General features: G+C 68.5%; 29 protein-coding genes. 12 read left to right on the forward strand and 17 right to left on the reverse strand.

What is annotated here, in order from left to right; all coding sequences use genetic code 11:
* Nucleotides 1-73 precede the first annotated feature (73 nt).
* The 3 genes from AAG689_RS02560 to AAG689_RS02570 form a co-directional block, all read right to left on the reverse strand.
* On the reverse strand, nucleotides 74-1,189 hold the full coding sequence (locus tag AAG689_RS02560; RefSeq protein ID WP_406624633.1) for an acyl-CoA dehydrogenase family protein: 1,116 nt from the start codon (nucleotides 1,187-1,189) through the stop codon (nucleotides 74-76).
* 12 nt (nucleotides 1,190-1,201) lie between these two features.
* The gene (locus AAG689_RS02565) at nucleotides 1,202-2,383 is read right to left on the reverse strand and encodes an acyl-CoA dehydrogenase family protein (RefSeq protein ID WP_406624634.1); all 1,182 of its coding nucleotides are present in this window, start codon (nucleotides 2,381-2,383) and stop codon (nucleotides 1,202-1,204) included.
* Between the two features lie 71 nt (nucleotides 2,384-2,454).
* Nucleotides 2,455-3,117, reverse strand: a complete 663-nt coding sequence (locus tag AAG689_RS02570; protein WP_406624635.1) for a YceH family protein — start codon at nucleotides 3,115-3,117, stop codon at nucleotides 2,455-2,457.
* Nucleotides 3,118-3,140: 23 nt separating this feature from the next.
* Between AAG689_RS02570 and purN the strand changes: the two genes are divergently transcribed.
* Nucleotides 3,141-3,722 carry a phosphoribosylglycinamide formyltransferase gene (gene purN / locus AAG689_RS02575; protein ID WP_406624636.1) on the forward strand — a complete coding sequence of 194 codons (582 nt, stop codon included), beginning with the start codon at nucleotides 3,141-3,143 and terminating at the stop codon, nucleotides 3,720-3,722.
* Between the two features lie 54 nt (nucleotides 3,723-3,776).
* Here purN and AAG689_RS02580 read toward each other — a convergent pair whose 3' ends face one another.
* Nucleotides 3,777-4,331 (reverse strand): hypothetical protein, encoded by a 555-nt coding sequence (locus AAG689_RS02580; RefSeq protein ID WP_406624637.1) that lies wholly within the window; start codon nucleotides 4,329-4,331, stop codon nucleotides 3,777-3,779.
* A gap of 306 nt (nucleotides 4,332-4,637) precedes the next feature.
* Between AAG689_RS02580 and AAG689_RS02585 the strand changes: the two genes are divergently transcribed.
* Nucleotides 4,638-5,573, forward strand: a complete 936-nt coding sequence (locus tag AAG689_RS02585) for a 4-hydroxy-tetrahydrodipicolinate synthase family protein (protein ID WP_406624638.1) — start codon at nucleotides 4,638-4,640, stop codon at nucleotides 5,571-5,573.
* 16 nt (nucleotides 5,574-5,589) lie between these two features.
* On the forward strand, nucleotides 5,590-6,570 hold the full coding sequence (locus tag AAG689_RS02590) for a Bug family tripartite tricarboxylate transporter substrate binding protein (RefSeq protein ID WP_406624639.1): 981 nt from the start codon (nucleotides 5,590-5,592) through the stop codon (nucleotides 6,568-6,570).
* Nucleotides 6,571-6,578: 8 nt separating this feature from the next.
* Here AAG689_RS02590 and AAG689_RS02595 read toward each other — a convergent pair whose 3' ends face one another.
* Together AAG689_RS02595 and AAG689_RS02600 are read right to left on the reverse strand one after the other, a co-directional pair.
* Nucleotides 6,579-7,625, reverse strand: a complete 1,047-nt coding sequence (locus AAG689_RS02595; protein ID WP_406624640.1) for a GAF domain-containing protein — start codon at nucleotides 7,623-7,625, stop codon at nucleotides 6,579-6,581.
* 325 nt (nucleotides 7,626-7,950) lie between these two features.
* A complete protein-coding gene (locus AAG689_RS02600) occupies nucleotides 7,951-8,442 on the reverse strand; it encodes a pyridoxamine 5'-phosphate oxidase family protein (RefSeq protein ID WP_406624641.1) in 492 nt (163 codons plus the stop codon).
* Between the two features lie 134 nt (nucleotides 8,443-8,576).
* Between AAG689_RS02600 and AAG689_RS02605 the strand changes: the two genes are divergently transcribed.
* From AAG689_RS02605 to AAG689_RS02620, 4 genes are all read left to right on the forward strand, one after another.
* Nucleotides 8,577-9,284 carry a hypothetical protein gene (locus tag AAG689_RS02605; protein WP_406624642.1) on the forward strand — a complete coding sequence of 236 codons (708 nt, stop codon included), beginning with the start codon at nucleotides 8,577-8,579 and terminating at the stop codon, nucleotides 9,282-9,284.
* Nucleotides 9,281-9,769, forward strand: coding sequence for a cytochrome C (locus AAG689_RS02610; RefSeq protein ID WP_406624643.1), 489 nt, complete (start codon nucleotides 9,281-9,283; stop codon nucleotides 9,767-9,769). The genes AAG689_RS02605 and AAG689_RS02610 overlap by 4 nt, the downstream gene beginning before the upstream one ends.
* 42 nt (nucleotides 9,770-9,811) lie before the next feature.
* Nucleotides 9,812-11,074 carry an RsmB/NOP family class I SAM-dependent RNA methyltransferase gene (locus AAG689_RS02615; protein ID WP_406624644.1) on the forward strand — a complete coding sequence of 421 codons (1,263 nt, stop codon included), beginning with the start codon at nucleotides 9,812-9,814 and terminating at the stop codon, nucleotides 11,072-11,074.
* Between the two features lie 99 nt (nucleotides 11,075-11,173).
* Nucleotides 11,174-12,397, forward strand: a complete 1,224-nt coding sequence (locus AAG689_RS02620) for a fatty acid desaturase (protein ID WP_406624645.1) — start codon at nucleotides 11,174-11,176, stop codon at nucleotides 12,395-12,397.
* Here AAG689_RS02620 and AAG689_RS02625 read toward each other — a convergent pair.
* On the reverse strand, nucleotides 12,372-12,749 hold the full coding sequence (locus AAG689_RS02625) for a hypothetical protein (protein WP_406624646.1): 378 nt from the start codon (nucleotides 12,747-12,749) through the stop codon (nucleotides 12,372-12,374). The two genes, AAG689_RS02620 and AAG689_RS02625, sit on opposite strands and share 26 nt — an antisense overlap.
* Before the next feature lie 212 nt (nucleotides 12,750-12,961).
* Between AAG689_RS02625 and AAG689_RS02630 the strand changes: the two genes are divergently transcribed.
* On the forward strand, nucleotides 12,962-14,476 hold the full coding sequence (locus AAG689_RS02630; protein ID WP_406624647.1) for a PLP-dependent aminotransferase family protein: 1,515 nt from the start codon (nucleotides 12,962-12,964) through the stop codon (nucleotides 14,474-14,476).
* A gap of 70 nt (nucleotides 14,477-14,546) precedes the next feature.
* Here the strand turns inward: AAG689_RS02630 and rpmG are convergent, their stop codons facing one another.
* The 3 genes from rpmG to trxB all read right to left on the reverse strand — a co-directional run bounded on the left by rpmG (nucleotide 14,547) and on the right by trxB (nucleotide 16,084).
* Nucleotides 14,547-14,717: a 50S ribosomal protein L33 gene (rpmG, locus tag AAG689_RS02635; protein WP_013518066.1), complete on the reverse strand. Its 171-nt coding sequence runs from the start codon at nucleotides 14,715-14,717 to the stop codon at nucleotides 14,547-14,549.
* Nucleotides 14,718-14,737: 20 nt separating this feature from the next.
* The gene (gene rpmB / locus AAG689_RS02640; RefSeq protein WP_003058229.1) at nucleotides 14,738-14,971 is read right to left on the reverse strand and encodes a 50S ribosomal protein L28; all 234 of its coding nucleotides are present in this window, start codon (nucleotides 14,969-14,971) and stop codon (nucleotides 14,738-14,740) included.
* Between the two features lie 159 nt (nucleotides 14,972-15,130).
* A complete protein-coding gene (gene trxB / locus AAG689_RS02645; protein WP_406624648.1) occupies nucleotides 15,131-16,084 on the reverse strand; it encodes a thioredoxin-disulfide reductase in 954 nt (317 codons plus the stop codon).
* A gap of 116 nt (nucleotides 16,085-16,200) precedes the next feature.
* Here trxB and AAG689_RS02650 point away from each other — a divergent pair, with 116 nt between their 5' ends.
* Genes AAG689_RS02650 through lolA form a run of 3 tightly spaced genes read left to right on the forward strand, consistent with a single transcriptional unit; the run spans nucleotide 16,201 to nucleotide 19,891 of the window.
* Nucleotides 16,201-16,878, forward strand: coding sequence for a Crp/Fnr family transcriptional regulator (locus AAG689_RS02650; protein WP_020226781.1), 678 nt, complete (start codon nucleotides 16,201-16,203; stop codon nucleotides 16,876-16,878).
* A gap of 35 nt (nucleotides 16,879-16,913) precedes the next feature.
* On the forward strand, nucleotides 16,914-19,247 hold the full coding sequence (locus tag AAG689_RS02655; protein ID WP_406624649.1) for a DNA translocase FtsK: 2,334 nt from the start codon (nucleotides 16,914-16,916) through the stop codon (nucleotides 19,245-19,247).
* Nucleotides 19,248-19,258: 11 nt separating this feature from the next.
* The gene (lolA, locus tag AAG689_RS02660; RefSeq protein WP_406624650.1) at nucleotides 19,259-19,891 is read left to right on the forward strand and encodes an outer membrane lipoprotein chaperone LolA; all 633 of its coding nucleotides are present in this window, start codon (nucleotides 19,259-19,261) and stop codon (nucleotides 19,889-19,891) included.
* Between the two features lie 66 nt (nucleotides 19,892-19,957).
* On the opposite strand, the gene AAG689_RS02665 is transcribed toward lolA, so the two are convergent.
* The 7 genes from AAG689_RS02665 to AAG689_RS02695 all read right to left on the reverse strand — a co-directional run bounded on the left by AAG689_RS02665 (nucleotide 19,958) and on the right by AAG689_RS02695 (nucleotide 24,080).
* The gene (locus AAG689_RS02665) at nucleotides 19,958-20,308 is read right to left on the reverse strand and encodes a DUF1304 domain-containing protein (protein WP_406624651.1); all 351 of its coding nucleotides are present in this window, start codon (nucleotides 20,306-20,308) and stop codon (nucleotides 19,958-19,960) included.
* Between the two features lie 60 nt (nucleotides 20,309-20,368).
* Nucleotides 20,369-20,941, reverse strand: a complete 573-nt coding sequence (locus tag AAG689_RS02670) for a peroxidase-related enzyme (protein WP_406624652.1) — start codon at nucleotides 20,939-20,941, stop codon at nucleotides 20,369-20,371.
* Between the two features lie 20 nt (nucleotides 20,942-20,961).
* Entirely contained in the window at nucleotides 20,962-21,951 is a 990-nt protein-coding gene (locus AAG689_RS02675; RefSeq protein ID WP_406624653.1) for an MDR family oxidoreductase, read from the reverse strand.
* A 9-nt stretch (nucleotides 21,952-21,960) separates the two neighbouring features.
* Nucleotides 21,961-22,596 carry a TetR/AcrR family transcriptional regulator gene (locus AAG689_RS02680; RefSeq protein WP_406624654.1) on the reverse strand — a complete coding sequence of 212 codons (636 nt, stop codon included), beginning with the start codon at nucleotides 22,594-22,596 and terminating at the stop codon, nucleotides 21,961-21,963.
* 110 nt (nucleotides 22,597-22,706) lie between these two features.
* Nucleotides 22,707-23,321, reverse strand: a complete 615-nt coding sequence (locus tag AAG689_RS02685; protein WP_406624655.1) for a uracil-DNA glycosylase family protein — start codon at nucleotides 23,319-23,321, stop codon at nucleotides 22,707-22,709.
* Between the two features lie 11 nt (nucleotides 23,322-23,332).
* Nucleotides 23,333-23,722 (reverse strand): DUF488 domain-containing protein, encoded by a 390-nt coding sequence (locus tag AAG689_RS02690; protein WP_406624656.1) that lies wholly within the window; start codon nucleotides 23,720-23,722, stop codon nucleotides 23,333-23,335.
* 7 nt (nucleotides 23,723-23,729) lie between these two features.
* Nucleotides 23,730-24,080, reverse strand: coding sequence for a GFA family protein (locus tag AAG689_RS02695; RefSeq protein ID WP_020226789.1), 351 nt, complete (start codon nucleotides 24,078-24,080; stop codon nucleotides 23,730-23,732).
* Nucleotides 24,081-24,159: 79 nt separating this feature from the next.
* On the opposite strand from AAG689_RS02695, the gene AAG689_RS02700 reads away from it, so the two are divergent.
* The gene (locus AAG689_RS02700; protein ID WP_406624657.1) at nucleotides 24,160-25,482 is read left to right on the forward strand and encodes a replication-associated recombination protein A; all 1,323 of its coding nucleotides are present in this window, start codon (nucleotides 24,160-24,162) and stop codon (nucleotides 25,480-25,482) included.
* Nucleotides 25,483-25,785 lie beyond the last annotated feature (303 nt).

Here is a 25,785-nt window from a genome sequence, read left to right on the forward strand (position 1 = left end):
TTTCATAGCAAAATGAAAAACCCCCGCAGGTGCGAGCCTGCGGGGGTTTTTGTTGGGGGCCAGCGGTTTTTTGTCAGGCGAACACGCCCGCCGTGTCCTGCATGCGCGCACTCACCTCGCCCAGGTAGTGCAGCGTATCGCCCCAGGTGATTTCGAGCTGGGTGAGCGTCTTGAAGTAGTGGCTGACGATGTATTCGTCCGTCACCCCGATGCCCCCGTGCAACTGCACCGCTTGCTGGCCCACGAAGCGCATGGACTGGCCCAGCTGCACCTTGGCACGGGCCAGGGCGCGGCGGCGCTCGTCGTTGGGGGCGCCGAGCTTGAGGCTGGCGTAGTAGCTCATGGAGCGGGCCAGCTCCAGTTGCATCTTCATGTCGGCCGCGCGGTGGCGCAGGGCCTGGAAGCTGGCGATGGGCACGCCGAACTGCTTGCGCTGGTTCAGGTAGTCGAAGGTGACGGCGGCGGTCTGGTCCATCACGCCCACGGCCTGGGCGCAGGTGCAGGCGATGCCCGTGTCCACGGCCAGCTCCAGCGCGGCCAGGCCATCGGTGGTGACCAGCGTGGCAGCGGCGTTGTCCAGCACCACCTCGGCGGCACGGCTGCCGTCCTGCGTGCGGTAGCCGCGCGCGGCCACGCCGGAGGCGGCGCGCTCGACGAGGAACAGGGCGATGCGGCCGTCCAGGTGCGCGGGCACGAGGTAGGCGTCGGCCTGGTCGCCGGAGGGTACTATGCTTTTGAGAGCTGTTACCGCATACCCGGTGGGCGTTGGAGCAGCTTTTGCCTCGCAAACGTCGAGGCGGTAGCGTGCCTTGCGCTCCTGGTGGGCGAGCACCACCAGCGCCTCGCCGCTGGCGATGCGCGGCAGCCAGCCGGCCTGCACGGCCTCGGGGGCGTACTGGCCCAGCACGCTGGCGGCGATGAAGGTGTGCGCAAGCGGCTCCAGCACGATGCCGCGGCCGAGTTCCTCCATGGCCACCATGGCGTCCACGGCGCCCTGGCCCAGGCCGCCGTGGGCCTCGGGCACGGTGAGGGCCGTCAGGCCCAGATCGGCCAGCTCGCCGTAGGCCGCACGGTCGAAGCCGCCCGCGGCGACGATGGCGCGGCGGCGCTCGAAGGTGTAGCCCTTGTCCACCCAGCGGCGCACGGCGTCGCGCAGTTGCTGCTGGTCGTCGGAAAAGTCGAAGTCCATGTCTTTGTCTCCTCAGCCCAGCACGGTTTGAGCCACGATGTTGCGCTGCACTTCGTTGCTGCCGCCGTAGATGGTGGTCTTGCGCAGGTTGAAATACTGGGACGCCAGCGGCGCGTTGGCCACCTCGCCGCCGGGGAAGTCGCCCTGCCAGCCGGCTTCCATGGCTTCCTCGATGAAGGGCAGGGCGAAGGGGCCCGCTGCCAGCATCATCAGCTCGGCATAGCGCTGCTGGATCTCGCTGCCCTTGATCTTGAGCAGGCCGGCGATGTCGAGGGAGTTCTTGCCGCTCTTCTCGTTGGACAGCACGCGCAGCACCAGCATTTCCAGCGCCACGATGTCCACCTCCAGCAGTGCGATCTGGTCGCGCAGGCGCATGTCGCCCCACAGCCCTTCGTTCTTCACGATGCGCTTGAGGCGCTCCAGTTCGCGCTTGCTGCGGTTCACGTCGGCGATGTTGGTGCGCTCGTGGCTGAGCAGGTGCTTGGCGTAGGTCCAGCCCTTGTTCTCCTCGCCGATGAGCTGGTCGGCGGGTACCTCGACGTTGTCGAAGAACACCTCGTTGACTTCGCACTCGCCGTCGAGCAGCTTGATGGGGCGCACCGTCACGCCGGGGCTCTTCATGTCGAGCAGCAGGAAGGAGATGCCGGTCTGCGGCTTGCCCTCGTTGCTGGTACGCACGAGGTTGAACATCCAGTCGCCGTGCTGGCCCAGCGTGGTCCAGGTCTTCTGGCCGTTGACGATGTACTTGTCGCCCACGCGCTCGGCGCGGGTCTTCACGCTGGCCAGGTCCGAGCCCGAGCCGGGCTCGCTGTAGCCCTGGCTCCACCAGACCTCGCCGCTGGCGATGCCGGGCAGGAAGCGCTTTTGCTGCTCGGGCGTGCCGTAGGCCATGATGACGGGCGCCACCATCACCGGGCCGAAGGGGATGATGCGCGGCGCGCCGGCCAGCGCGCATTCTTCCTCGAACAGGTGCTTTTGCACGGCTGTCCAGCCGGGGCCGCCGAACTGTTTCGGCCAGCCGAAGCCCAGCCAGCCCTTCTTGCCCAGGATCTTGGCCCAGCCCTGCATGTCGTCGCGCGTCAGGCGCAGGGCGTTGTGCACTTTGTGGGCGATGTGCGCGGGCAGGTTGGCGCGCACCCAGGCGCGCACTTCTTCGCGGAACGCCTGTTCTTCGGGGGTGAAAGCAAGGTCCATGGGGGAGTCTCCTGTGGCAAGCGGGGTTTGTAGCACGGGCGTGCTTATTTATCCTGTCCGCATCGTGACATTCACGGCTCCCCGCCCAGCTGGCCGCACAGGCGCTCGACGGTGGCGCGCAGCGCGGCGACCTCGGCCTCCAGCGCCTGCACGCGCTGGGCCAGCGTGCCGTCGGGTGTGGACTCGGCGGCGGGCGCGGCCAGCGCCGTGGCATCCACCGGCCCGCACAGCAGGTGCGCCCAGCGCGACTCGCGCGCGCCGGGCGCACGGGGGAGCAGGACCACCAGCGGCCCGCCCTTCTCGTCGCTGCGCTCCTGCAGCTCGTCCAGGAAAGCCTCGACCGAGGAGATGTCCGCGAAGCGGTACCAGCGCTCGGCGTTGATGCGCAGCTCGCCCGCCGTCTGCGGGCCGCGCAGCATCAGCAGGCCCAACAGCACGGCGGACTGGTCGGGCACCCCCACGCCACGGGCGAAGTTGTGCTCCCAGCGCGCCACGCGGGCGCCGCCGATCTCCGTCACCAGCGTCTGCTGGCGCAGGCCGTCCAGGGCCTCCTGCACCTCGCCGTCGGTGAGCTGCATCACGGGCTCGCGGCTGCTTTTCTGGTTGCAGCCTGCGACGAGGCTGTTGAGCGTGAGCGGATAGCTGTCGGGCACGGTGCGCGACTTTTCCAGCAGCGTGGCGAGCACGCGGGCTTGCGGGGTGGTGAGGGGGCGGGTGCGGGCGTCGAAGGGCATGGGGCGGGGATAATTCCAGGCAAATGAAGAACATCGTGATTTTGATCTCAGGCGGCGGCTCCAACATGGCTGCCATCGTGCGCGTGGCGCAGCAGCAGGACTGGGCTGGCCGCCACGGCGCCCGCGTGGCCGCCGTGCTGAGCAATAAGGCCGATGCCGGGGGCCTGGCCATTGCGCGCGAGCACGGCATTCCCACCCAGGTGCTGGACCACAAGGCCTACGCCTCGCGCGAGGATTTCGACGCCGCGCTGGCCCGGGCCATCGACGCCCATGCGCCCGCCGTCGTGGTGCTGGCGGGCTTCATGCGCATCCTCACGCCCGGGTTCGTGCAGCACTTCGCAGGGCGGCTGGTGAACATCCACCCGTCGCTGCTGCCGGCTTTCCCCGGCCTGCACACGCACCAGCGCGCCATCGACGCGGGCTGCCGTGTGGCGGGCGCCACCGTGCACCTGGTGACGGCGGAACTCGACGCCGGCCCCATCCTGGCCCAGGCGGCGGTGCCCGTGCTGCCCGGCGACACGGCGCAGACCCTGGCGGCGCGCGTGCTCACGCAGGAGCATGTGATCTACCCGCGCGCCGTGCTGGAACTGGTGCTGCAAAAATAGTAGCTGCTTGCGCTTGTCCAGCAAGCGCTACGGGCCGATTTGGCTTGTGTCGGCTTACAGCGTGCGCATGACGTTGGCGCTGCTGGCCTGCAGTGCTTCCTGCGCCAGGTCGGCCTGGTGCCCATCGGTGGGGTGCACCACCACGGCCCAGCGCCCGGAGCGCAGCGCGGTCCGCACCTGGGTGATCACGCGGATGTGGTCCGGCCGCATGGCGACCAGCCCGCCCAGCATCAGGCCGAAAGTGGTGGAGAAGCCGACGATGGCGATGAAGGCCAGCAGCGGGCTGCTGACCATCATGGGGTGGCCGGAGCCCATCAGGTAGGCGTAGAGCACCAGCCCCAGCACACCGCCCGCGAAGCCCGTCACCACGTGTGTGCGCAGCAGCGTCTGGAAGATGCCGCGCTGCTCGGGCTCCATCTTGCGGCCGAACAGGTCGGCGCGGTGGGTGCGCAGATCCTTCGGCCCGGCCAGCCGCACCTGCCCCGGCTCCATGCCGGGCAGGCGCAGCAGGCGGCCGATCACGGCCTCGGCGCTGGCCTGGTCGTCGAACACGGCGACCACCTTGGTGAGCGATTTCTCACCGAACATGCCTTGCAGCAGATAGTCCATGGGAACCTCCTTTTCCGCGCACGCCTGGCGGCGCGGGCATGGCACCACCGTAGCGCGGCCTGCGCACGCCGGCCGTAGGACGGCGGAGCGCGCCGGCGCCGGTGCGCAGCTTTCGGCTGTATGCACGTAGTGCTCCTGAAAAAAGAGCTGCTTATGCATTATGGGTAAGCGCTGGATGGCTTTTGGGCTTGTATCCAGTGCTGGCTCGCATATCGTTATGCGCGGTGGTTGGGAGGCTTGTTGCACAATGGGTTACACGTCGGCGCATGCGCCGCGCGGCCCGTTTCCACACTCCCAGGATTCACCATGAGCAAAATGAAAATCGAAGGCTCCTTCGTCGCCCTCATCACGCCCTTCAACAAGGACGGCAGCGTGGATTTCGAGGGTTTCCGCACGCTGATCCGATTCCATGAAGACAACGGCACCAGCGCCATCCTGTTCATGGGGTCGACGGGCGAGGTGTCCATGCTCTCGCCGCAGGAGCGCCAGCAGGTCATCGTGGAGACGGCCAAGATGAAGACGGGCAAGTCCCAATTCTTCTATGGCTGCACCGGCAACAACACGGCCACCACCATCGACTACCTGAAGTTCGCCCGCGCCAACGGCGCGGACGGCGCCATCCTCGCCGCGCCGGCCTACATCTGCGCGTCGGAGGCCGACATCGAGGCCTATTTCCTCGAAGTGGCCGACGCCACCGACCTGCCGCTGGGCATCTACAACAACCCGCCGCGCGTGAAGTCCGACCTGCACTGGGACCAGCTGCTGCGCATCTTCAAGCACCCCAACTACGTGGTGCACAAGGAATCGACCACCCGCGTGGGCCAGGTGGCCCAGGTGCTGGCCGGGCGGCCCGACGTGTCGGTGATGTGCTGCGACTCGCCCAACCTGGGGCTGGTGGTGCCCACCATGAGCCTGGGCGGCCACGGCACGGCCAACATGACCGGCAACATCGCGCCGGCCGAGATCGCCGTGCTCTCGCGCCCCTGGAAGACGGCCGCCGAGCCGGTCAGCTTCCGCGAAACCTACCTGCGCATGCTGCCCATGCTGCACTTCTCGTACTCCGCCATCAACCCGGTGGCCATCAAGTCGCTGATGCGCGCCGTGGGCCTGCCCGCGGGCGAGCTGCGCAAGCCGCTGCGCGGCCTGGAGGGCGAGGCGCTGCACAAGGGCCTGCGCGCCGTGCGCGAGCTGGAGCTGGACAAGAAGTACGGCTGGAGCTCCCCCGAACTGAAAGCCATCTGATCCACCGAGGACTTCCATGCCCACCACCCGCCGCACCCTCATCGCCGCCGCCGCGACCTTCGCCGTCTTTTCCGCCGCGCATGCGGCCGAGGGCGACTATCCTTCCCGCCCCATCACCATCGTCGTGCCCCATGCGCCTGGCGGCCCGGTCGATGGCGTGGCCCGCATGTTCGCCGACAAGCTCAAGGACGAGCTGGGCCAGTCCGTCGTGGTCGAGAACCGCGCGGGCGCATCCAGCATGATCGGCGCCGCCTCCGTCGCGCGCTCCGCGCCGGACGGCTACACGCTCTACATCAACGCGTCGCTGCACTCCATCAACCCGCTGCTCTACAAGAACAGTATCAAGTACGACTCGGTCAAAGACTTCACTCCCATCAGCCTGCTGGCCCAGGGCCCGCTGGCGTTCCTGGTGAACCCCCACGTCAAGGCGACGACGGCGCAGGAGTTCGCCAAGGAGATCAAGGCCTCGCCCGAGAAGATCAGCTTCGCCACGGGCGGCTTCGGCGCGGCGGACCACCTGGCTTCGGCCTATTTCCTGCACGAGATCGGCCGCACCGACGTGCCCATCGTGCTCTACAAGGGTGGCGCCCCCGCGTTGCAGGATCTGATGGGCGGCGCCGTGCAGGCCAAGATGGACGCCATGCTGACCGCGCTGCCGCTGGTCAAGGGCGGCAAGGTGCGCGCGCTGGCCGTCACCGGCGCCACGCGCAGCCCGCTGCTGCCCGACGTGCCCACCATGCGCGAAGCGGGCTTCAAGGACTTCGAGTTCTCCAGTTGGTACGGCTTCTGGGCGCCGGCCAACCTGCCCCCCGCCATCGCCAAGCGCCTGGATCAGGCGGCCAGGAACATCATGGCCCTGCCCGAGGTGCAGAACAAGCTGGCCAGCCAGGGCTTCGCGGCCGACTACCGCAGCTCGGCGGCCTTCGTGTCCTTCATGGACAGCGAGACCAAGCGCTACCAGACCATCATCGACGCGGCCAAGATCAAGGTGGACTGAGCCATTGGTCAGGAGGACGGCCCGCCGCCGTCCTCGCTCAGCACCAGCGCCCGCCCCAGCACCAGGCGGAAGCGCCCGCGCCCGGTCCGCTCGATCTGCAGCGGCCCGCCCCAGTCGGCCAAGCGGCGCTGCAGCAGGAGCAGGCGCACGCCCAGGTTGTCCTGCACGCCGGGCAGGCGCAGGGCCTCACCCGCTAGGCGCAGCTCGCGCGTAGTGAAGTCGGTGCGGCCGTGGCGGTGCGCTTCGCACGCCACCTTCCACAGGATGGCGCCCGCCACGCCCTTGATGAGGTACTGGCCGTCGATGAACACCGTGTCGTCGCGCCGGAAATGGCGCAGGCGCAGCGGAGGGCCGATCGGCACAGCCGGTGCAGGGGCCACGGCCGGCGCAGCCGGGGCGGCATCCAGGTCGGCGCTTTGCAGCGTGGCCAGGGCCTGGGCGAGCTGGGCGCACAGCAGGGCCAGTGCGTCCTCGTCGTCGTAGCCGAAGAACTGGTCGCTCTCGCTTTCCACCAGCAGCGCGCCCACGGTGCGGCCCCGTGCGCGCAGCGGCACGGCGAGCTGGCTGCAGGGCGTTGCCAGGCCGGGCAGGGGGATGGCGGCGCCCGCGTCCGGCACCAGCCCGTGGTCGCGCGCGTTCTGGTGCAGGTTCTGGCCATAGCGGTACATGCGCGCCATGTGGCCGATGCGCAGCGGCACGCCCTCGTGCACGGCCACGCCGGCCAGGCCCGCGTCGGCCAGCGGCAGCTCGGCGCCGGTGCCGGTGTGCGCATAGCCGATGCTGGCCAGGGCGTACAGGCTTTGGCGGCTTTCGTCCAGCAGCCAGAGGATGGCGTGGTCCACCGCCAGGTCGCGCCGCAGGCCGTCCATGGCGGTCTGCAGCAGGCTGGCAAGGTCGCCGCATTCGGCCAGGCGTGCCGACACGGCGCGCGCGCCCGCCGCCAGGTCGCAGCGCGGCTGCAGGATGGATGGGGCCGTGCCGTCGCCTCGCGCCAGGGGCTCGATGGCGAGCACCTCGTACACGTCCGCCCCGCGCAGCTGGAAGACGTGCTCCATGCCCGTGTGTGCGGCAATGCCCGCGAGCTTGGCGCGCAGGCGCTCGAAGACGGGGCCTTCCGTCTCGGTGCGCAGGTAGCGCAGGTGCAGCTCCAGGCTACCGCCGGTGGGGGGTCTTCCACCATCAGCGCCACGCGCCGCGTAGCCAGGATGTTGGCGCGGCTGCGGTTGAAGAACTGGAAGGTGAGGGCGACGTGGTGTGCGTCCACGTACTCCACGTGCGAGAGCAGGTTGACGTGCGGCACGCCGTCGGCCGACACGCTGCACAGCGTGGGCGGGATGGCGCCGTCCAGGATGCGGCGGATGGCGTGCAAGGTCAGCGCCGTCATGCGGGCAGCAAGTCCACGGGTTGGCCGGCATGGGGGCCGGGCGTCTGGTCCCAGGCGCCGCTGATGCTGAAACGGATGGCCACCACCGCGCCCGGTTCCAAGCGATACCAGTGGGCGATGACGGGAGCGGCGTTGCCGAAGCCATCGACCTCGGCGATTTCCTCGGCGAGCCGGCGCTGGCAGCGCGCGAGCAGCGCCGCGTGCTCGGGCAGCGCGGGCTCCACGCGGGCGCCCTGGCCTTTCACGTGCAGCGTGCGGTTGGTGCGTGGCGAGGTCATCAGCAGCGCCGCCTGCCCCGTCGCGCGCAGCGCGGCCACCACGCGCGGGGCGGCGTGCTCGGCCACGAGGACGAGCATGCGCCCGTCGGGCAGCGCATCGGCCGCCAAGGCCCGGCACACGTGGGGCTGGCCGCCGCGGTCGCAACTGCCCAGCCGGAACGAGGTCAGCGTGGAGAGGTGGCGAAGCCATTCGGACGGCAGGGCGAGCATGGCGAATGGGGGCGGGCGAGGGCGGGGAGTGGTACGGATGATAAGGGCGCGCTTAACCAAGATTTAACGGTGCGCAGCGGCCCGGACCGGGACACTGCCTGGGTCGCTGAACAAGAAACCTCTCCCCCGGAAAAATGCAGTTCCATCCCATCACCATTGCGCTCGCCGCCACGGCGGCGCTGACCGCCGCCGCGGCGAGCGCCCAGAACATCGACACCAGGCCCGCCTGGGACGGCAGCAACACGCTGGGCGGCTTCGGCAGCACGCCCACCTTTGGTCAGGCCATCACCGTGCCTGCGGGCCACGACCGGCTGACCGGCTTCAGCTTCTACATCGACGCCATGGGGCACAGCCGGCCCTTCCGCGCCGCCGTTTATGCCTGGGATGCGGCGCAGCAGCGCGCCGTGGGCAGCCCGCTGTGGCAGAGCGCGCCTGTCTCCATCACGGGCGCCGACGGCGACGTCCTGGAATACGCCTTCGCGCCGCCGGGCGGCATGCCGGTGGCGCCAGGGCAGACCTACGTGCTGCTGGGCACCACCCTGTACGACGCAGGCAGCACCACGCCGAGCTGGGGCTTCCTGCAGTCCAACGCATACAGCGGTGGCGGCTTCGTCTATTTGGGCAGCACGAACAGCGCGCACCTCACCGGCACGGCCTGGGCGGACATGGGCGTGTGGGACCTGGTCTTCAGGGCCACATTCGCCGCGCCGCCATCGCCTCCTGCCCAGGCTACGCCCGTGCCCGGCCCGCAAGGCGCGGCGCTGGCGCTGCTGGGACTGGCCATGGCGGGCGCAGGCCTGCGGTCCATCCGCCCGCGCTGTACAGGAGCCTCCAAGCCATGAAACCCATCTCCCTGCTGATCGCTCTCGCCTGGCCCCTGGCGGCGCAGTGCGCGCCGGAGTTCGACACAAAGCAGATCGAGCGCGGCCGCTACCTCGTCAGAACCACCGGCTGCAACGACTGCCACACGCCGCAGTACGCGCAGCGCGGGGGCAACGTGGCCGAGAAGGACTGGCTCATCGGCGACGCCATGGGCTGGCACGGCCACTGGGGCACCACTTACCCGACCAACCTGCGCAAGACGGTGCGCGCCATGACCGAGCAGCAGTGGCTGGAATACGCCGGCAGCGTGAAGACCCGGCCTCCCATGCCCTGGTTCTCGCTGCATGCCATGGAGCAGGGCGACTTGCGGGCGATCTACCATTTCGTGCGGTCGCTGGGCGATAGCGGCCACGCCGTGCCTGCCGCGCTGCCGCCCGGTCAGAAGCCCGCTACACCTTACGTGGACCTGCGCCCCGTCATGCCCGGGGCAGCGCAGCGGCAATGAGGCGCCGGCCGGCATGGCAGGCGGGGGTGGGACAATCGCGGCATGCATCCCAACGCCCTTTTGGACGCCTGCGCCGAACTCGTCAGGCTGACTCTTACCTTCGAACATCCGGCCGATGCCGTCGTCTCGCGCTACTTCCGCGAGCACCGCAGCCTGGGCCCCCGCGAGCGGGCTACGCTGGCCGAGACGGCCTACGCCGTGCTGCGCAAGAAGCTGCTGTTCGAGCAACTCGCGCGCTCTGGGTCAGGCCCCAAGGAACGGCGCCTGGCCATCCTGGGCTTCTACGGCCCGCGCGACTTCGTCAAGAGCGTGCTGTCGCCGCAGGAAAAGACCTGGCTGGACCAGTGCGACGCGGTGGCGCCGCAAGACCTGCTGGCCCCGCACCGGCACAACCTGCCGGAATGGCTGGTGGCGCCGTTGCGCGCGCAACTGGGCGAGGAGGGGTTCTGGGCGCTGGCGGACAGCCTGGCGCAGGGTGCGCCGCTCGACCTGCGCGTCAACGCCTTGAAGGAAAAACGCGAGCAAACCCAGAAGGAGCTTGCGCAAGCAGCTATCAAGACGGTAGCAACGCCTTATTCCCCCTGGGGCCTGCGCGTGGAAGGCAAGCCCGCGCTCACCAAGCTGGACGCCTTCACGCGCGGCGCCATCGAGGTGCAGGACGAGGGCTCGCAGCTGCTGGCGCTGCTGCTGGATGCCAAGCGCGGCGAGATGGTGGTGGATTTCTGCGCGGGCGCGGGCGGCAAGACGCTGGCCATCGGCGCGGCCATGCGCAGCACGGGGCGGCTGTACGCGTTCGACGTGTCGGCCCACCGGCTCGAATCGCTCAAGCCCCGGCTCGCGCGCAGCGGCTTGTCGAACGTGCACCCGGCGGCCATCGCCCACGAGCGCGACGAGCGCATCAAGCGCCTGGCCGGCAAGATCGACCGCGTGCTGGTCGATGCGCCGTGCTCCGGCCTCGGTACGCTGCGCCGCAATCCCGACCTGAAGTGGCGCCAGTCGCCCCAGGCGCTGCAGGAGCTGGCGGCCAAGCAGACGGCCATCCTGGAGAGCGCGGCGCGGCTGGTCAAGCCTGGCGGGCGGCTGGTCTACGCCACCTGCAGCGTGTTGCCGCAGGAGAACGAGGCCATTGCCGAGGCCTTCACCGCCGCACATGCCGATTTCGTGCACCAGGACGCGGGCGCATTGCTGGCGCAGCTCAAGGTGCCGCAGGCCGAGAGCCTGTGCCGCGCTGGATATCTGCGCCTGTGGCCCCATCTGCACCAGACGGACGGCTTCTTCGCCGCCGTCTGGACGCGCAAGGGCTGAGATACGCCCCTTTCTGCTGTCGGGTATCCACGCCTGCCATGCGCGGGCGTTCCCTACTATCGTGGTGCATGTTTTCTCTGGGTGAATGGGTTTTTTCGTATGTTGTTACCTGACTGGGCCGTGCTGAATACCGCCATCGACTGGCTGGCCCATGGCTTGTGGGACCTGTCCTGGTGGCAGGTGCTGCTCTACACGCTGGCCACGACGCACGTCACCATCGCGGCCGTGACGATCTTCCTGCATCGTTCGCAGGCCCACCGGGCGCTGGACCTGGGGCCCGTTCCTTCGCACTTCTTCCGCTTATGGCTGTGGGTCGGCACCGGCATGGTCACCAAGGAGTGGGTGGCCATCCACCGCAAGCACCACGCCAAGTGCGAGACCGCGGACGACCCGCACAGCCCGCAGACGCGCGGCCTGTCCACCGTCATGTGGCAGGGTGCGGAACTGTACCGCACCGAGGCGAAGAATGCCGAGACGCTGCGCAAGTTCGGCCACGGCACGCCCGACGACTGGATGGAGCGCAACGTCTACAGCCGCTTCACCTGGCACGGCGTGGCGCTGATGCTGGTGCTCGACGTGCTGCTGTTCGGCGCCATCGGTGCGGCCGTATGGGCGGTGCAGATGCTCTGGATTCCGTTCTGGGCTGCCGGCGTGGTCAACGGCGTGGGCCACTTCTGGGGCTACCGCAACTTCGAGGCACAGGATGCCTCCACCAACCTTGTGCCCTGGGGCATCGTGATCGGGGGCGAGGAACTGCACAACAACCACCACACCTATCCCACGTCGGCCAAGTTCTCGGTCAAGCCCTACGAGTTCGACATCGGCTGGGTCTACATCAGCGCCATGCAGAAGATCGGCTGGGCCAAGGTCAAGAAGACCCCGCCGCGCCTGCGCATCGGGGCAGTCAAGCCCGTGGCCGACGAGACCACCCTGGAGGCCGTGATCTCCAACCGCTACGAGGTCATGGCCCGCTATGCACGCGGCGTGCGCGCCGCCGTGCGGCAGGAGCTGGACGCGCTCAAGCAGCGCAAGGCGCAGCAGTCGGACGTGTCGCGGCTCTTGGCCGCGCAGCGCTGGCTGCACCGCGACACCGACAAGGTGCCCGAGCGCGCCCAGGTGCAGCTGGCCCAGGCGCGTGCGGCCCACCCCGTGATCGACCAGATGCTGACCATGCGCGAGGAACTGCGCCAGCTGTGGCTCAACACCACGCTGTCGCGCGAACAGTTGACCGGCCAGCTCCAGGCCTGGTGCCAGCGGGCCGAAGCCAGCGGCATCGCCATGCTCAGGGAGTTTTCCGTCAAACTGCGCGCTGCGCACGCCTGAGCCCCTGGCTCCGTCCCAGCACCCGCCACAGCCGCTCCAGTCCCTGCGGGACGGAGCGGCTTTGCTTTTCAGGGGGCGGGGTGATGCGGACCAGGAAGGCGCCGTCCCGGGCGGATGCCGGGATCGGTGCCAACTGGACCCAGAGGTGGTGCGGCGCGCGCCAGCCCTGGCCCGGCGCCAATAGCAGCACCTGGCCACGGCAGTCCTCCCACCAGGCCGTTGGTGCCACGGTCAGTTGCAACGGGCATTGGCTGCAGAACACTTCGCTGCCCTGGCGGAACTGGAAGCTTTGCACCTGGCCGGCGGCGAGGCGGTGGATGGTGGGTGCGAGGGGGTGAGAATCGGTGTGCATGGGGTGGGCCTCTGGCGGGAGGAGCAAGCGTTTTTCAGACCCCCAAAGCGTAGGCAACCGAAGGCAAAGGCAACAGGCACAGCCCGCGTCATATTGCAGTGCAGCAGAGAAGAAACACGACGGCTGTTCCGGCTGTTTTTCCATGCATCTGTATCTGTTCCAGAACAGAGGCCTGGGGCATGATCGGGCCAGTCATCGTGACTCCCCCTCTCATGCAGATCGCTTCCAGCACTTCCTTCGCGCCGCCTGTTCCGCTTTATCGGCGCCTGGCGTCGGATTACGTAACAGCCATGGAGATGGGAACGCTGCAGGCGGGGGAGCGCATGCCTTCGGTGCGGGAGCTCATGCACAGGCACCAGGTCAGCCTGTCCACGGCGCTGCAGATGCTCAGGCACCTGGAGGCGCTGGGCCATCTGCAAGCCAGGCCGCGCGTGGGCTATTTCGTGCGCGACAGCCGCCAGGACCGCCTGGAGCTGGTCAGCGAGCCGGATCTGAGCCAGCCCGTCCACCCCGTGCCGCAAGACCCGCATGCCCACTTCGTCGGCATCAACGCCCACATCTCCCTGCTGCTGGAACGCGGGCGGCAGGCCGCGGTGCGCGTGGACCTCGGCGGGTGTACGCCGCCGGCATCCCTGTTCGACCACCAGGTTCTCAACAAGACCGTGGCCCGGCTGCTGCGCACGTACCCGACGCTGCTGACCCAGGGCCGCTCGCTGTTGGCCAACCAGGGCAACCACCCCGATTTCCAGCAGGCCATGGCGCGCCAGGCCCTGTCGGTGGGCATCCGGGTGGCGCCCGCCGATGTGCTGGCCACCACGGGCAACTCCGAAGCCGTGAGCCTGGCGCTGGCGGCGGTAGCCTCGCCCGGCGACGTGGTGGCGGTGGAGTCGCCTACCTACTACGGCCTGCTGCAGGTCGTGGAGTCGCTGCAGCTCAAGACGCTGGAGATCCCGTGCAGCCCGCGCACCGGCCTGTCCATCGAGGCGCTGGAGCTGGCTTTCCAGACCCAGCCGCGGCTCAAGGCCGTGGTCGTGGTGCCGGAACTGCAGATGCCGCTGGGCACGCGCATGCCCGATGCACACAAGGCCCGGCTGGTGGCCCTGTGCGCGGCCCATGAGGCGGCGCTGATCGAAGACGACTCCTACGGCCTCTTCGTCGAGGGCAGTCAGCCGGTCCGGCCTCTCAAGGCGTGGGACAGCGCCTCGGGCCACGTCATCTATTGTCAGGCCTTCAACAAGAGCCTGGCGCCCGGCCTGCGCCAGGGCTGGATGAATGCGGGCCGCTGGCACGGCCGCGTGCAGATGCTCAAGTTCGCTCAGAGTCGCAACACCCAGACCCTGGGTCAGCTGGTGGTGGCCGCGCTCATGGGCTCGGCCGCGCAGCAGCGCCACATGCACAAGCTCAGGCAGCAGCTCAAGCAGCAGCGCGAGGCCATGGCCCGGCTGGTGGCGCACCACTTTCCCATCGGCACCCGGCTGAGCCTGCCGGCCGGCGGCCTGTGCCTGTGGCTGGAACTGCCCGCGGGCTTTTCCACGTCGCAACTCTTCACCGAGGCGCTGGAGTGCGGCATCCGCACGGCGCCGGGCAGCATGTTTTCCAATTCGGGCCGCTATGAGCACTGCATGCGACTGGCCTGTACCCACCCGGTGGATGCCACGATGGAGCAGGCCGTGCGCGAACTGGGGGCCATGGCCTGCTGCCAACTGGGGCAGGGCGTGCGGCCTTAGAGCCTTAGAGGGAATAAAAAAACCGCCTGCGCGCAAAGCGAGGCGGTTTTTTCGGGAAACGGGGGCCGAATTACTTCAGCTTGGCTTCCTTGTACTCGACGTGCTTGCGAGCCTTGGGGTCGAACTTGATGATCGACATCTTCTCGGGCATCGTCTTCTTGTTCTTGGTGGTGGTGTAGAAGTGACCGGTCTCGGCCGTCGACACCAGCTTGATTTTTTCGCGTCCGCCTTTAGCAGCCATGGTGTTTCTCCTTCAGTGAATCAGGCCTGGCCACGGGCACGCATGTCTGCGAGCACGGAGTCGATGCCGTTCTTGTCGATCAGGCGCAGGGCGGCGCTGGAAACGCGCAGGCGCACCCAGCGGTTCTCGCTCTCTACCCAGAAACGGCGGTACTGCAGGTTGGGCAGGAAACGGCGCTTGGTCTTGTTGTTGGCGTGGGAAACGTTGTTTCCCACCATGGGCTTCTTGCCCGTTACTTCACATACGCGTGCCATGAGGACACTCCGGTAGTTCACGGCTGCGGGCCCGTGCGGCCTGCAACCTCACCTCGCCAGTTGGAACGGGTGGCGGTAACCCGATTGCTGCAAATTCAGCAAAGCCGCGCATTATAGCGCGGCCGGCTAGGCGTGGCCAGCCAGGCGCGTCTGGCGACGTTACTCCTGCTGCTCCAGGAAGCGCTGCGCATCCAGCGCCGCCATGCAGCCCGTGCCGGCGCTGGTGATGGCCTGGCGGTACACGTGGTCCTGCACGTCGCCGGCGGCGAACACGCCCGGCACGCTGGTCTGGGTAGCGAAGCCCTTGAGGCCGCCCTGGGTGACGATGTAGCCGTTCTCCATGGCGAGGTGGCCCTGGAAGATGTCGGTGTTGGGATGGTGGCCGATGGCGATGAAGGCGCCCTGCAGGGCAATTTGCTCGGTATGGCCGTCCTGGGTGCTCTTGATGCGGATGCCGGTCACGCCGCTCTGGTCGCCCAGCACTTCGTCGAGCGTGAAGTGGGTCTTGAGCTCGATCTTGCCTTCCTTGACCTTCTCCATGAGCTTGTCCACGAGGATGGGCTCGGCCTTGAACTTGTCGCGGCGGTGCACCAGCGTCACCTTGCGGGCGATGTTGGACAGGTACAGCGCCTCCTCCACGGCGGTGTTGCCGCCGCCGATCACGCACACGTCCTGCTCGCGGTAGAAGAAACCGTCGCAGGTGGCGCAGGCCGACACGCCCTTGCCCATGAAGGCTTCTTCCGAGGGCAGGCCCAGGTACTTGGCCGAGGCGCCGGTGGCGATGATGAGGGAGTCGCAGGTATAGGTGCCGCTGTCGCCCGTGAGGGTGAAGGGGCGCTTGGACAGGTCCACCGTGTTGATGTGGTCGAACACGATCTGCGTCTTGAAGCGCTCGGCATGCTCCAGGAAGCGCTGCATCAGCTCGGGGCCCTGCACGCCGTTCACGTCTGCGGGCCAGTTGTCCACCTCGGTCGTGGTCATGAGCTGGCCGCCCTGGGCGATGCCGGTGATGAGCACCGGGTTGAGGTTGGCGCGCGCCGCGTACACCGCAGCGGTGTAGCCTGCGGGGCCGGAGCCGAGGATCATGACTTTGGCGTGTTGGGTAGTGGACATGGTAGAAAGTGCGTTGCGTCGCGCGCGGTCCTTCCGGCGCAAACATTCATTGTATGAAGGGCGCGCACCGGGCGCGTTCCCAGGCCGAATCGCCCTCCGTTTCCAGGGAATCCCCCATGTCCACCATGCTGTCCAATCTCGACCTGCTGCGCCGCGTGCCCCTGTTTTCCCTGCTGAACGCCACGCAGGCGCAGGCGCTGGGCAGCGCGGTGGTCAAGCGGCGCTACAAGCGCGGCGAGGCGCTGGTGGAGCAGGGCCGCCAATCGGATGCGCTGTTCCTCCTGCTCACCGGCCGCGCGCGCGTAGTGGCCACCGACAGCCGCGGGCGCCAGGTGATCCTGGCCACGCTGGGGCCGGGCGACTACATCGGGGAGATGAGCATCATCGACGGCAATACCCATAGCGCCTCCGTCAGCGCCGAGGTGCAGACCGACGTGCTGGTGCTGGGGCGCGCCGAGTTCACGCGCTGCCTGGCCGAAAACGCCTCCATGGCGCTGGCGCTCATGCGCGGGCTGGTCAAGCGCCTGCGGCACGCCAACCGCCGCATCGAGTCGCTGGCGCTGCTGGACGTGTACGGCCGCGTGGCCCGCGCGCTGCTGGAGTCGGCCGAGCCCGACGCGCAGGGCCGGCTGGTGATCCGCGACAAGATCTCGCGCCAGGACCTGGCCAAGGTGGTGGGCGCCTCGCGCGAGATGGTCAGCCGCGTCATGAAGGACCTGGACGAGCGCGGCTTCATCGAGGCGCAGCCCTCGGGCGCCACCGTGCTCAAAGAACGGCTCGACGCGCTGGGCTGAACGGCCCTGCGGTAAGCTCGCGCGCTACCTGTGCCATGACGTATTCCCTCAATACCCTGAACGCTTCCTCCTCCGGCAAATCGGCGCCCCGCACGGGCGCCGCGCGCTTCGGCCACGAGATCGGCCTGGTGCTAGGCCTGTTGGCCCTGGTCTTCTGGCTGCTGGCCCTCACGAGCTATTCCGCGCAGGACGCGGCCTGGTCCACTTCGGGCGCGGGCCGGCCCCTGTCCAACTGGGTCGGGCGCTTCGGCGCCTGGCTGGCCGACGGCAGCTATTTCGCGCTGGGCTTTTCCGTCTGGTGGTGCGTGGCTGCCGGCGTGCGCGCCTGGCTGGCGTCGCTGGCGCGCTGGATGCGCGGTGGCGAGGCGCTGCAGGGCGCGCACGGCCCCTGGTTGCGGCGCGGCCTGTTCTGGGCCGGCCTGGCGCTACTGCTGTGCGCCAGCGCGGCCCTGGAGTGGTCGCGCCTGTACCGTTTCGAGAGCCTGCTGCCTGGCCATGCGGGCGGCGTGCTGGGCTATGTGACGGGGCCGTTGGCCGTGAAGTGGCTCGGGTTCACCGGCTCGGGCCTGGCGGGTGTGGTGCTGGTGGTGCTGGGCGCGGCGCTGGTGTTCCGCTTCTCGTGGGGACACTTGGCCGAGCGGCTGGGCGGGCGCATCGACGCGCTGGTCCAGACCGGCCGCGCGCGGCGCGAGAAGGCCAAGGACGTGGCCGTGGGCCGCCGCGCGGCGCGCGAGCGCGAGGAGGTGGTGCAGGAGGAGCGCCACGAGATCGAGGAACACCATCCGCAACCCGTGCAGATCATCGAGCCCGTGCTGCAGGAGGCGCCGCAGAGCACGCGCGTGGTCAAGGAGCGCCAGAAGCCGCTGTTCTCCGACATGCCGGACAGCCCGCTGCCGCAGGTGGACCTGCTCGACGCGGCGCAGGCGCGCCAGGAAACCGTGGCGCCCGAGACGCTGGAAATGACCAGCCGCCTCATCGAGAAGAAGCTCAAGGATTTCGGCGTGGACGTGACGGTGGTGGCCGCCATGCCCGGCCCCGTCATCACGCGCTACGAGATCGAGCCCGCCACGGGCGTGAAGGGCTCGCAGATCGTCAACCTGGCGAAAGACTTGGCGCGCTCGCTTTCGCTGGTGTCCATCCGCGTGATCGAGACCATCCCCGGCAAGAACTACATGGCGCTGGAGCTGCCCAACGCCAAGCGCCAGACCATCAAGCTCTCGGAAATCCTGGGCTCGCAGGTCTATCACGACGCCAAGAGCATGCTCACCATGGGCCTGGGCAAGGACATCGTGGGCGCGCCCGTGGTGGCCGACCTCGCCAAGATGCCGCACGTGCTGGTGGCAGGCACGACGGGTTCGGGCAAGTCGGTGGGGATCAACGCCATGATCCTCTCGCTGCTCTACAAGGCCGAGGCGCGCGACGTGCGCCTGCTGATGATCGACCCCAAGATGCTCGAAATGTCGGTCTACGAAGGCATTCCGCACCTGCTCGCGCCCGTGGTCACCGACATGAAGCAGGCCGCCCACGGCCTGAACTGGTGCGTGGCCGAGATGGAGCGGCGCTACAAGCTCATGAGCAAGCTGGGCGTGCGCAACCTCGCGGGCTACAACGCAAAAATAGACGACGCCAAGGCGCGCGAGGAATCCATCCCCAACCCCTTCAGCCTCACGCCCGAGGAGCCCGAACCGCTGCAGCGCCTGCCGCACATCGTGGTGGTGATCGACGAACTGGCCGACCTGATGATGGTCGTGGGCAAGAAGATCGAGGAACTCATCGCCCGCCTCGCGCAGAAGGCGCGCGCGGCCGGCATCCACCTGATCCTGGCGACGCAGCGGCCCAGCGTGGACGTGATCACCGGCCTCATCAAGGCCAACATCCCCACGCGCATCGCGTTCCAGGTCAGCAGCAAGATCGACAGTCGCACCATCCTCGACCAGATGGGCGCCGAGGCGCTGCTGGGCATGGGCGACATGCTCTACATGGCCAGCGGCACGGGCCTGCCGGTGCGCGTGCACGGCGCGTTCGTCTCCGACGACGAGGTGCACCGTGTCGTCAGCTACCTTAAGGAACAAGGGGAGCCGGACTACATCGAAGGGGTGCTCGAAGGCGGTACCGTCGAGGGCGATGACAGCGGCTTCGGGCTGGGCGACGGCGAAGGCGGCGGGGGCGAGAAAGACCCCATGTACGACCAGGCCGTGGAGGTGGTGCTGAAGGATCGCAAGGCCAGCATCTCCTACGTGCAGCGCAAGCTGCGCATCGGCTACAACCGATCGGCGCGCCTGCTCGAAGACATGGAAAAGGCCGGCCTGGTCAGTGCCCTCACGGCCAGCGGCCAGCGCGAAGTGCTCGTGCCCGCGCGCAGTGAATAGGAACCCCTGCCTTGAAGAAAATTTTTGCTACTGTATTCATAGCTGCCAGCGCCTGCTCTGCATGGGCTGACGGCTTGAAAAGCCTTGAGAACTTCATGAAGACGGCCCAGTCCGGCCGCGCCGCGTTCACGCAGACCGTGACCGCGCCGCCGAAGGATGGGCAGGCTGCGCGTGCAAAGACGTCGAGCGGCAGCTTCGAATTCCAGCGCCCCGGCCGCTTCAAGTTCAATTACGAAAAACCGTTTGCGCAGACCATCGTGGCCGACGGCAAGGCGCTCTGGCTCTATGACGCCGACCTGAATCAGGTCACCCAGCGCGCTCAGGACAAGGCCCTGGGCTCCACGCCCGCGGCACTGCTCGCCTCAGCGCCCGACCTCGGCGCGCTGCGCGCCGATTTCACGCTGGAAGCCGCACCCGATGAGGGCGGCCTGCAGTGGGTACTCGCCACGCCGAAGGCCAAGGAAGGCCAGTTGAAAAGCGTGCGCGTCGGCTTCGACGGCGATGCGCTCGCCGCGCTGGACATTCTGGACAGCTTCGGCCAGCGCTCGCTGATCCGTTTCACGGGCATGCAGCTCAACCTGGCACTGCCTGCGGGCACGTTCACGTTCAAGCCGCCTTCAGGGGCGGACGTGCTGCAACAGTAGTTGCTTCTCTTTTCATAGCTGCCTGCGCTTGCTGGAAAAGCGCTGGAGGCCTTTTTATCTAAAAAATCAAGCCAGCAGCACCAGCGCCATCCCGATAGCCGCAGGGACCGCCTGGATGAACAGGATCTTGCGGCTGGCCGTGGCCGTGCCATACAGGCCCGCTACCAGCACGCACAGCAGAAAGAAGACTTTCCAGGCCATGCCGTCCACTGCCAGGCCCCAGAACAGGCCGGCGGCCAGGAAACCGTTGTACAGGCCCTGGTTGCCGGCCAGCACTTTGGTGGCGGCCGCCTGCTCGCGCGTCATGCCGAAGGCCCGGCGGCCTGCGGGCTTCTCCCACAGAAACATTTCCAGCACGAGGATGTAGACGTGCAACAGGCCGATCAGGGCAACGCCGATATTGGCGGCAAGGGACATGGCGGGCTCGCGGCAGAGGGCAGGCGTGCAGCATATCCGGTGCGCTTCCAGGCGTGTGCCCTACCGCCCCATGGCGTAGAACTCGTCGTTGGGCCGCATGCTGGTGACGTTGGCCATGCGGTTGGACAGCCCGAAGAACGCGGCGATGCCTGCGATGTCCCAGATGTCGTCCTGGGTGAAGCCGTGCTGCTGGAGCATGCCGAAATCCTGGTCGTCCACCTCCTGCGCGCGCGCCGAGACCTTCATGGCGAAGTCCAGCATGGCCTTCTGGCGCGGCGTGATGTCGGCCTTGCGGTAGTTCACCGCCACCTGGTCGGCTATTCGAGGGTTCTTGGCGCGGATGCGCAGGATGGCGCCGTGGGCGATCACGCAGTACTGGCACTGGTTGGCGTTGCTGGTGGCCACGACGATCATCTCGCGCTCGGCCTTGGTGAGGTTGCCGGGCTTTTCCATCAGCGCGTCGTGGTAGGCGAAGAAGGCGCGGAACTCGTCGGGCCGGTGCGCCATCACCAGGAACACGTTGGGCACGAAGCCGGCCTTCTCCTGCACGGCGAGCACGCGCTCGCGGATGTCGTCGGGCAGGTCCTTGATCTCGGGGACGGGAAAGCGGCTGATCGATGGGGTGGCGGTCATGGTGCTCTTCTGAAAAAGGTTCATTGCGATGCGCCCACGCGCACCACGAGGCGGCCGCGCACCTGGCCTGCGAGCAGGTCGGGCGCGATGGCGATGGCGTCGTCCAGCGGAATTTCGTGCATCAGCTTTTCGAGCACGGCGATGTCCAGGTCGGCGGCCAGGCGCTGCCAGGCTTGCAGGCGGTCGGGCGTGGGCGCCATCACGCTGTCGATGCCCGCGAGGGTCACGCCGCGCAGGATGAAGGGCGCCACCGTGGCCGGAAAGCCCATGCCCGCCGCCAGCCCGCAGGCCGCCACCACGCCGCGGTAGCGCATGGCGGCGCACAGGTTGGCGAGCACCTGGCCGCCCGCCACGTCGATGGCGCCGGCCCAGCGCTCTTTTTCCAGCGGCCGGCCGGGCTGGGAGATTTCCGCGCGGTCGATGATGTGTCGCGCGCCCAGGCCGGTGAGGAAGCCGGCCTCCTGCACCCGGCCCGTGACGGCGGCCACCTCGTAGCCCGCCTTGGCCAGCAGTGCCACGGCCACGCTGCCCACGCCGCCCGCCGCGCCGGTCACCACCACGGGGCCCTTGTCGGGTGTGACGCCGTGGCGCTCCAGCGCCAGCACGCACAGCGCGGCGGTGTAGCCGGCCGTGCCGATGCCCATGGCCTGGCGCGGCGTGAAGGGTGCCTGCAGGGGAATCAGGAAGCGCGCAGGCACGCGGGCCAGCTCGGCCAGCCCGCCCCAGTGCCCTTCGCCCACGCCCCAGCCGTTGAGCACCACGGCATCGCCGGGCTTGTACGCGGGATCGGTGGACGATTCCACGGTGCCCGCGAAGTCAATGCCCGGCACCATCGGGAACTTGCGCACCACGGGCGAGCGGCCGGTGATGGCGAGCGCGTCCTTGTAGTTGAGGGTGGACCAGGCGACGCGCACGGTCACTTCGCCTTCGGGCAGCGATGCCTCTTCCAGCATCCGTACCTCGGCGGTCTGCCGGCCGTCCTGTTTGTCGATGAGCAAGCCTCGGAACATGGTGTCTCCTCAAGTGGTCAAGAGTTGGAAAAAGCCGCTGGCATAGGCCTGCAGCGGTGCCGCGCTGCGCTGGAGCTTGGCGCGCAGCACGGCGCCCTCCCAGCCGATCCAGAAGAACTCCGCGAGCGCCACGCAGTCGTGGTGATGCGCGATCTCGCCCGCGCGCTGGGCCTCGGCCAGGCAGGCGGAGGTGCGCGCCTGCCAGTCGAGAAAGACCCCCTCCAGCTGCGCGCGGAAGGACTCGGGCAGCGTGCCCATCTCCTGCCCCAGGTTGCCCACGAGGCAGCCGCGCCGGAAGCCATGGCGCTCCATGCCCTGCGTGGCATCGTCGATGAAGCGGCGCAGCCGCTGCAGCGGGGGCGTGTCCGCGTCGAGCAGCCAGCGGTCCAGCTTGCGCGCGAAGTAGTCGGCATAGGCCGCGATCAGCGCCTGGCCGAAGGCTTCCTTGCTCTCGAAGCAGTGGTAGAACGAGCCCTTGGGCACGGCGGCCTGGCGCAGGATCTCGTCGATGCCGACGGCCGAGTAGCCCTTCTCCGTGAGCACGGCCACGCCCGTGCGTATCAGCAGGGAGCGCGTGTCCTGGCGCGGTTCGGCCAGGTGCTTCGGCGGGCGGCCGCGACGGCGCGGGGCGGTGGAGGGTTGCATGGATTCGATATTGGACTGATCGGTTTCATTATTCCATGAATTAGACCGATTGGTCTATATTTGTCGCGATCGCTCCATTTTGATAGCTGCTTGCGCTTCATGGGTAAGCGCTAGAGACCGATTTGGCTTGAATCTTCCGCCAGCACCGCGGCCACACGCGCACGCACCTGGGGCAGCCATTCGGCCTCGAACCACGGGTGGCGCTGCAGCCAGCCGTTGTTGCGCGGGCTGGGGTGGGGCAGGGCGAGCACGGCGCCCTGCGCCGGGTCGCACTGGCGCACCGTCTCGCCCAGCGGCCGGCCGCGTTGCTGCGGCAGATGCCAGGCCAGGGCGTACTGGCCCACGGCCACCGTCAGCGCGATCTGCGGCAGCCGCTCCAGCAGCGGCACGCGCCAGGCAGGCGCGCATTCGGGGCGCGGCGGCGCGTCGCCCGAGGCGCCCCGGCCGGGGTAGCACAAGCCCATGGGCACGATGGCGGTGCGCGCGGGGTCGTAGAACACCTCGCGCGGCAGGCCCAGCCAGGCGCGCAGGCGTTCGCCGCTCGCGTCGTCGAAAGGGATGCCGCTCGCGTGCACCTTGCGCCCCGGCGCCTGGCCGGCGATGAGGATGCGCGCGCTGGTGCCCGCCTGCAGCACGGGGCGCGGGCCCAGCGGCAGGGCGGGCGCGCAGATCGCGCAGGCGCGCACGCGGCGCAGGAGCGCGTCCAGCGATTCGCGGCGGGGCATGGGGGCGGCCGTCAATCCACGATGCGCGCGCCGGCGTCGGCCAGCAGCGCGCGCAGTACGGAGCGGTGGCAGTGCGCCTCGTCCTCGCAGTAGCAGCCCACGGAGAAATGGCTTTGCTGCGAGAGCGCGGCCAGCAGCGCGATGCTGTGGCGGTTCTCGGGCGTGGCCATTTCGGCGCGGTAGCGGCGCTCGAAGGCTGCCCATTCCTGCGGCGTGGCGGCGGCCTGGGCCATCTTCACGGTGTCGTTGCCCGGGGCCAGGTTGGGGTACCAGACGTCGTACCAGTCCTGCGCCGCGAACTGCTCCCTGGGCACGCCGCGCGGCGGGCGGCGCACGGTGCCGATGCGCGTGCCCTCGTCGGGGGCGCGCGGGCTGCCGAGGCGGACGATGCGGATGGGCATGGCGTCGTCAGGCCGACCGGCCGTCGTAATGGGTGACGGCGAGCGCTTCCAGGTCCACGCCGTCCAGGCAGCGCACGTTGACGGCCGCCATGGCCCGTCCGTCGGGGCCCGTGCCTTCGCCGAAGGGGTGGATGCCGCAGGTGGGGCAGAAGCGGTGCCGGATCACATGCTTGTGGAAGGTGTAGGTGCCCATCTGTTCCTCGGGCGTGGCCAGCGCGAGCCGCTCGCGCGGCACGAACCACAACAGCGATCCCTTGCGCCGGCACATCGAGCAGTTGCAGGCCATGGCCTGGGTGATCGCGTCGCCCTCCACGTCGAAGGCGATCTGGCCGCAGTGGCAGCTTCCGTGGTAGCGCATGGCAACTTTCCGTAGGACAAGGGAGGCACATCATAGAAAGCCTGCCCGGGGGCTACAAGACCGCTACGATCAGGGGCCTATGCCTGCCGCGAAGACTCCTGCTCCCGTCCACCAGCCCCTGGCCGAGCGCCTGCGCCCACGCACGCTGGGCGAGGTGATCGGCCAGCAGCACGTGCTGGGGCCGGGCATGCCGCTGCGCCTCGCGTTCGAGTCCGGCCGGCCGCACAGCTGCATCCTCTGGGGGCCGCCGGGCGTGGGCAAGACCACCATCGCGAGGCTCATGGCCGAGGCGTTCGATGCGCAGTTCATCAGCATCAGCGCGGTGCTGGGCGGCGTGAAGGACATCCGCGACGCGGTGCAGCAGGCCGAGATCGCGCGCGACGGACTGATGCAGCAGCGCACCATCGTCTTCGTGGACGAGGTGCACCGCTTCAACAAGAGCCAGCAGGACGCCTTCCTGCCGCACGTGGAGAGCGGCCTCTTCACCTTCATCGGCGCCACCACCGAGAACCCGTCGTTCGAGGTCAACTCCGCATTGCTGTCGCGCGCTGCCGTGTACGTGCTGCAGCCGCTGTCCGAAGACGATTTGAAGCAGATCGTGGCCAAAGCCCAGGCTGGGCCAGCGCTGCCAGCTATCGAAAAAGAAGCGCTGGAGCGCCTCATCGCCTATGCTGACGGCGATGCGCGGCGGCTGCTCAACACGCTGGAGACGCTGGCGGTCACCGCCGAGCAGGCGAAGGTGGAGACGATCACCGACGCCTGGCTGCTGCAGGTGCTCGGCGAGCGCATGCGCCGCTACGACAAGGGCGGCGAGCAGTTCTACGACACCATCAGCGCGCTGCACAAGTCCGTGCGCGGCAGCGATCCGGACGCGGCGCTCTACTGGCTGGTGCGCATGCTCGATGGCGGGGCCGATCCGCGCTACATGGCCCGGCGCATCGTGCGCATGGCGTGGGAGGACATCGGCCTGGCCGACCCGCGCGCCATGCAGATCTGCAACGAGGCCGCGCAGACCTACGAGCGCCTGGGCTCGCCCGAAGGCGAGCTGGCGCTGGCCCAGGCCGTGCTGTACCTGGCCGTGGCGCCCAAGAGCAACGCGGGCTACATGGCCTACAACAAGGCGCGTGCCTTCGTGAAGCAGGACGGCACGCGCCCCGTGCCCATGCACCTGCGCAACGCGCCGACCAAGCTCATGAAGGAGCTGGACTACGGCAAGGGCTACCGCTACGCGCACGACGAGGAAGGGGGCTTCGCCGCGGGCGAGAGCTACCTGCCCGAGGGCATGGAGCCGCCCGGCTTCTACGCGCCCGTGCCGCGCGGGCTGGAGATCAAGATCGGGCAGAAGCTCGACGAGCTGCGCGCGCGCAATGCCGCCGCTGCGCCCCCGCCTGCGCAGGACTGAGTGGCCTGGGCCGCATGGCCCGTCCACCGTGAATCCCGTCCTTTTGGGAATAAGCGCATTCCCTGCTTACACGGCCGCCATCAGAATTTCTAATCGCGCAAATGGTTCCCTGATGTGTTGGGGGAGCAAGGGAAAACCCCGCCGGAACGCGATGGAGACAACGCAAAAGCCGTGACAAAATTTCTTCACTGAACCCGCACAGACCATCCTGGCGGGTTTTTTGCTAGATGGCAGACGGGCCCACAAGGCTGCACCGGTTGGCGGTGCCTGCTGGTGCGCGCGTCATTACAAAGGACTCAATTT

Source organism: Acidovorax sp. SDU_ACID1, assembly GCF_045291395.1.
In the GTDB taxonomy this organism is placed as follows: Bacteria; Pseudomonadota; Gammaproteobacteria; order Burkholderiales; family Burkholderiaceae_C; genus MR-S7.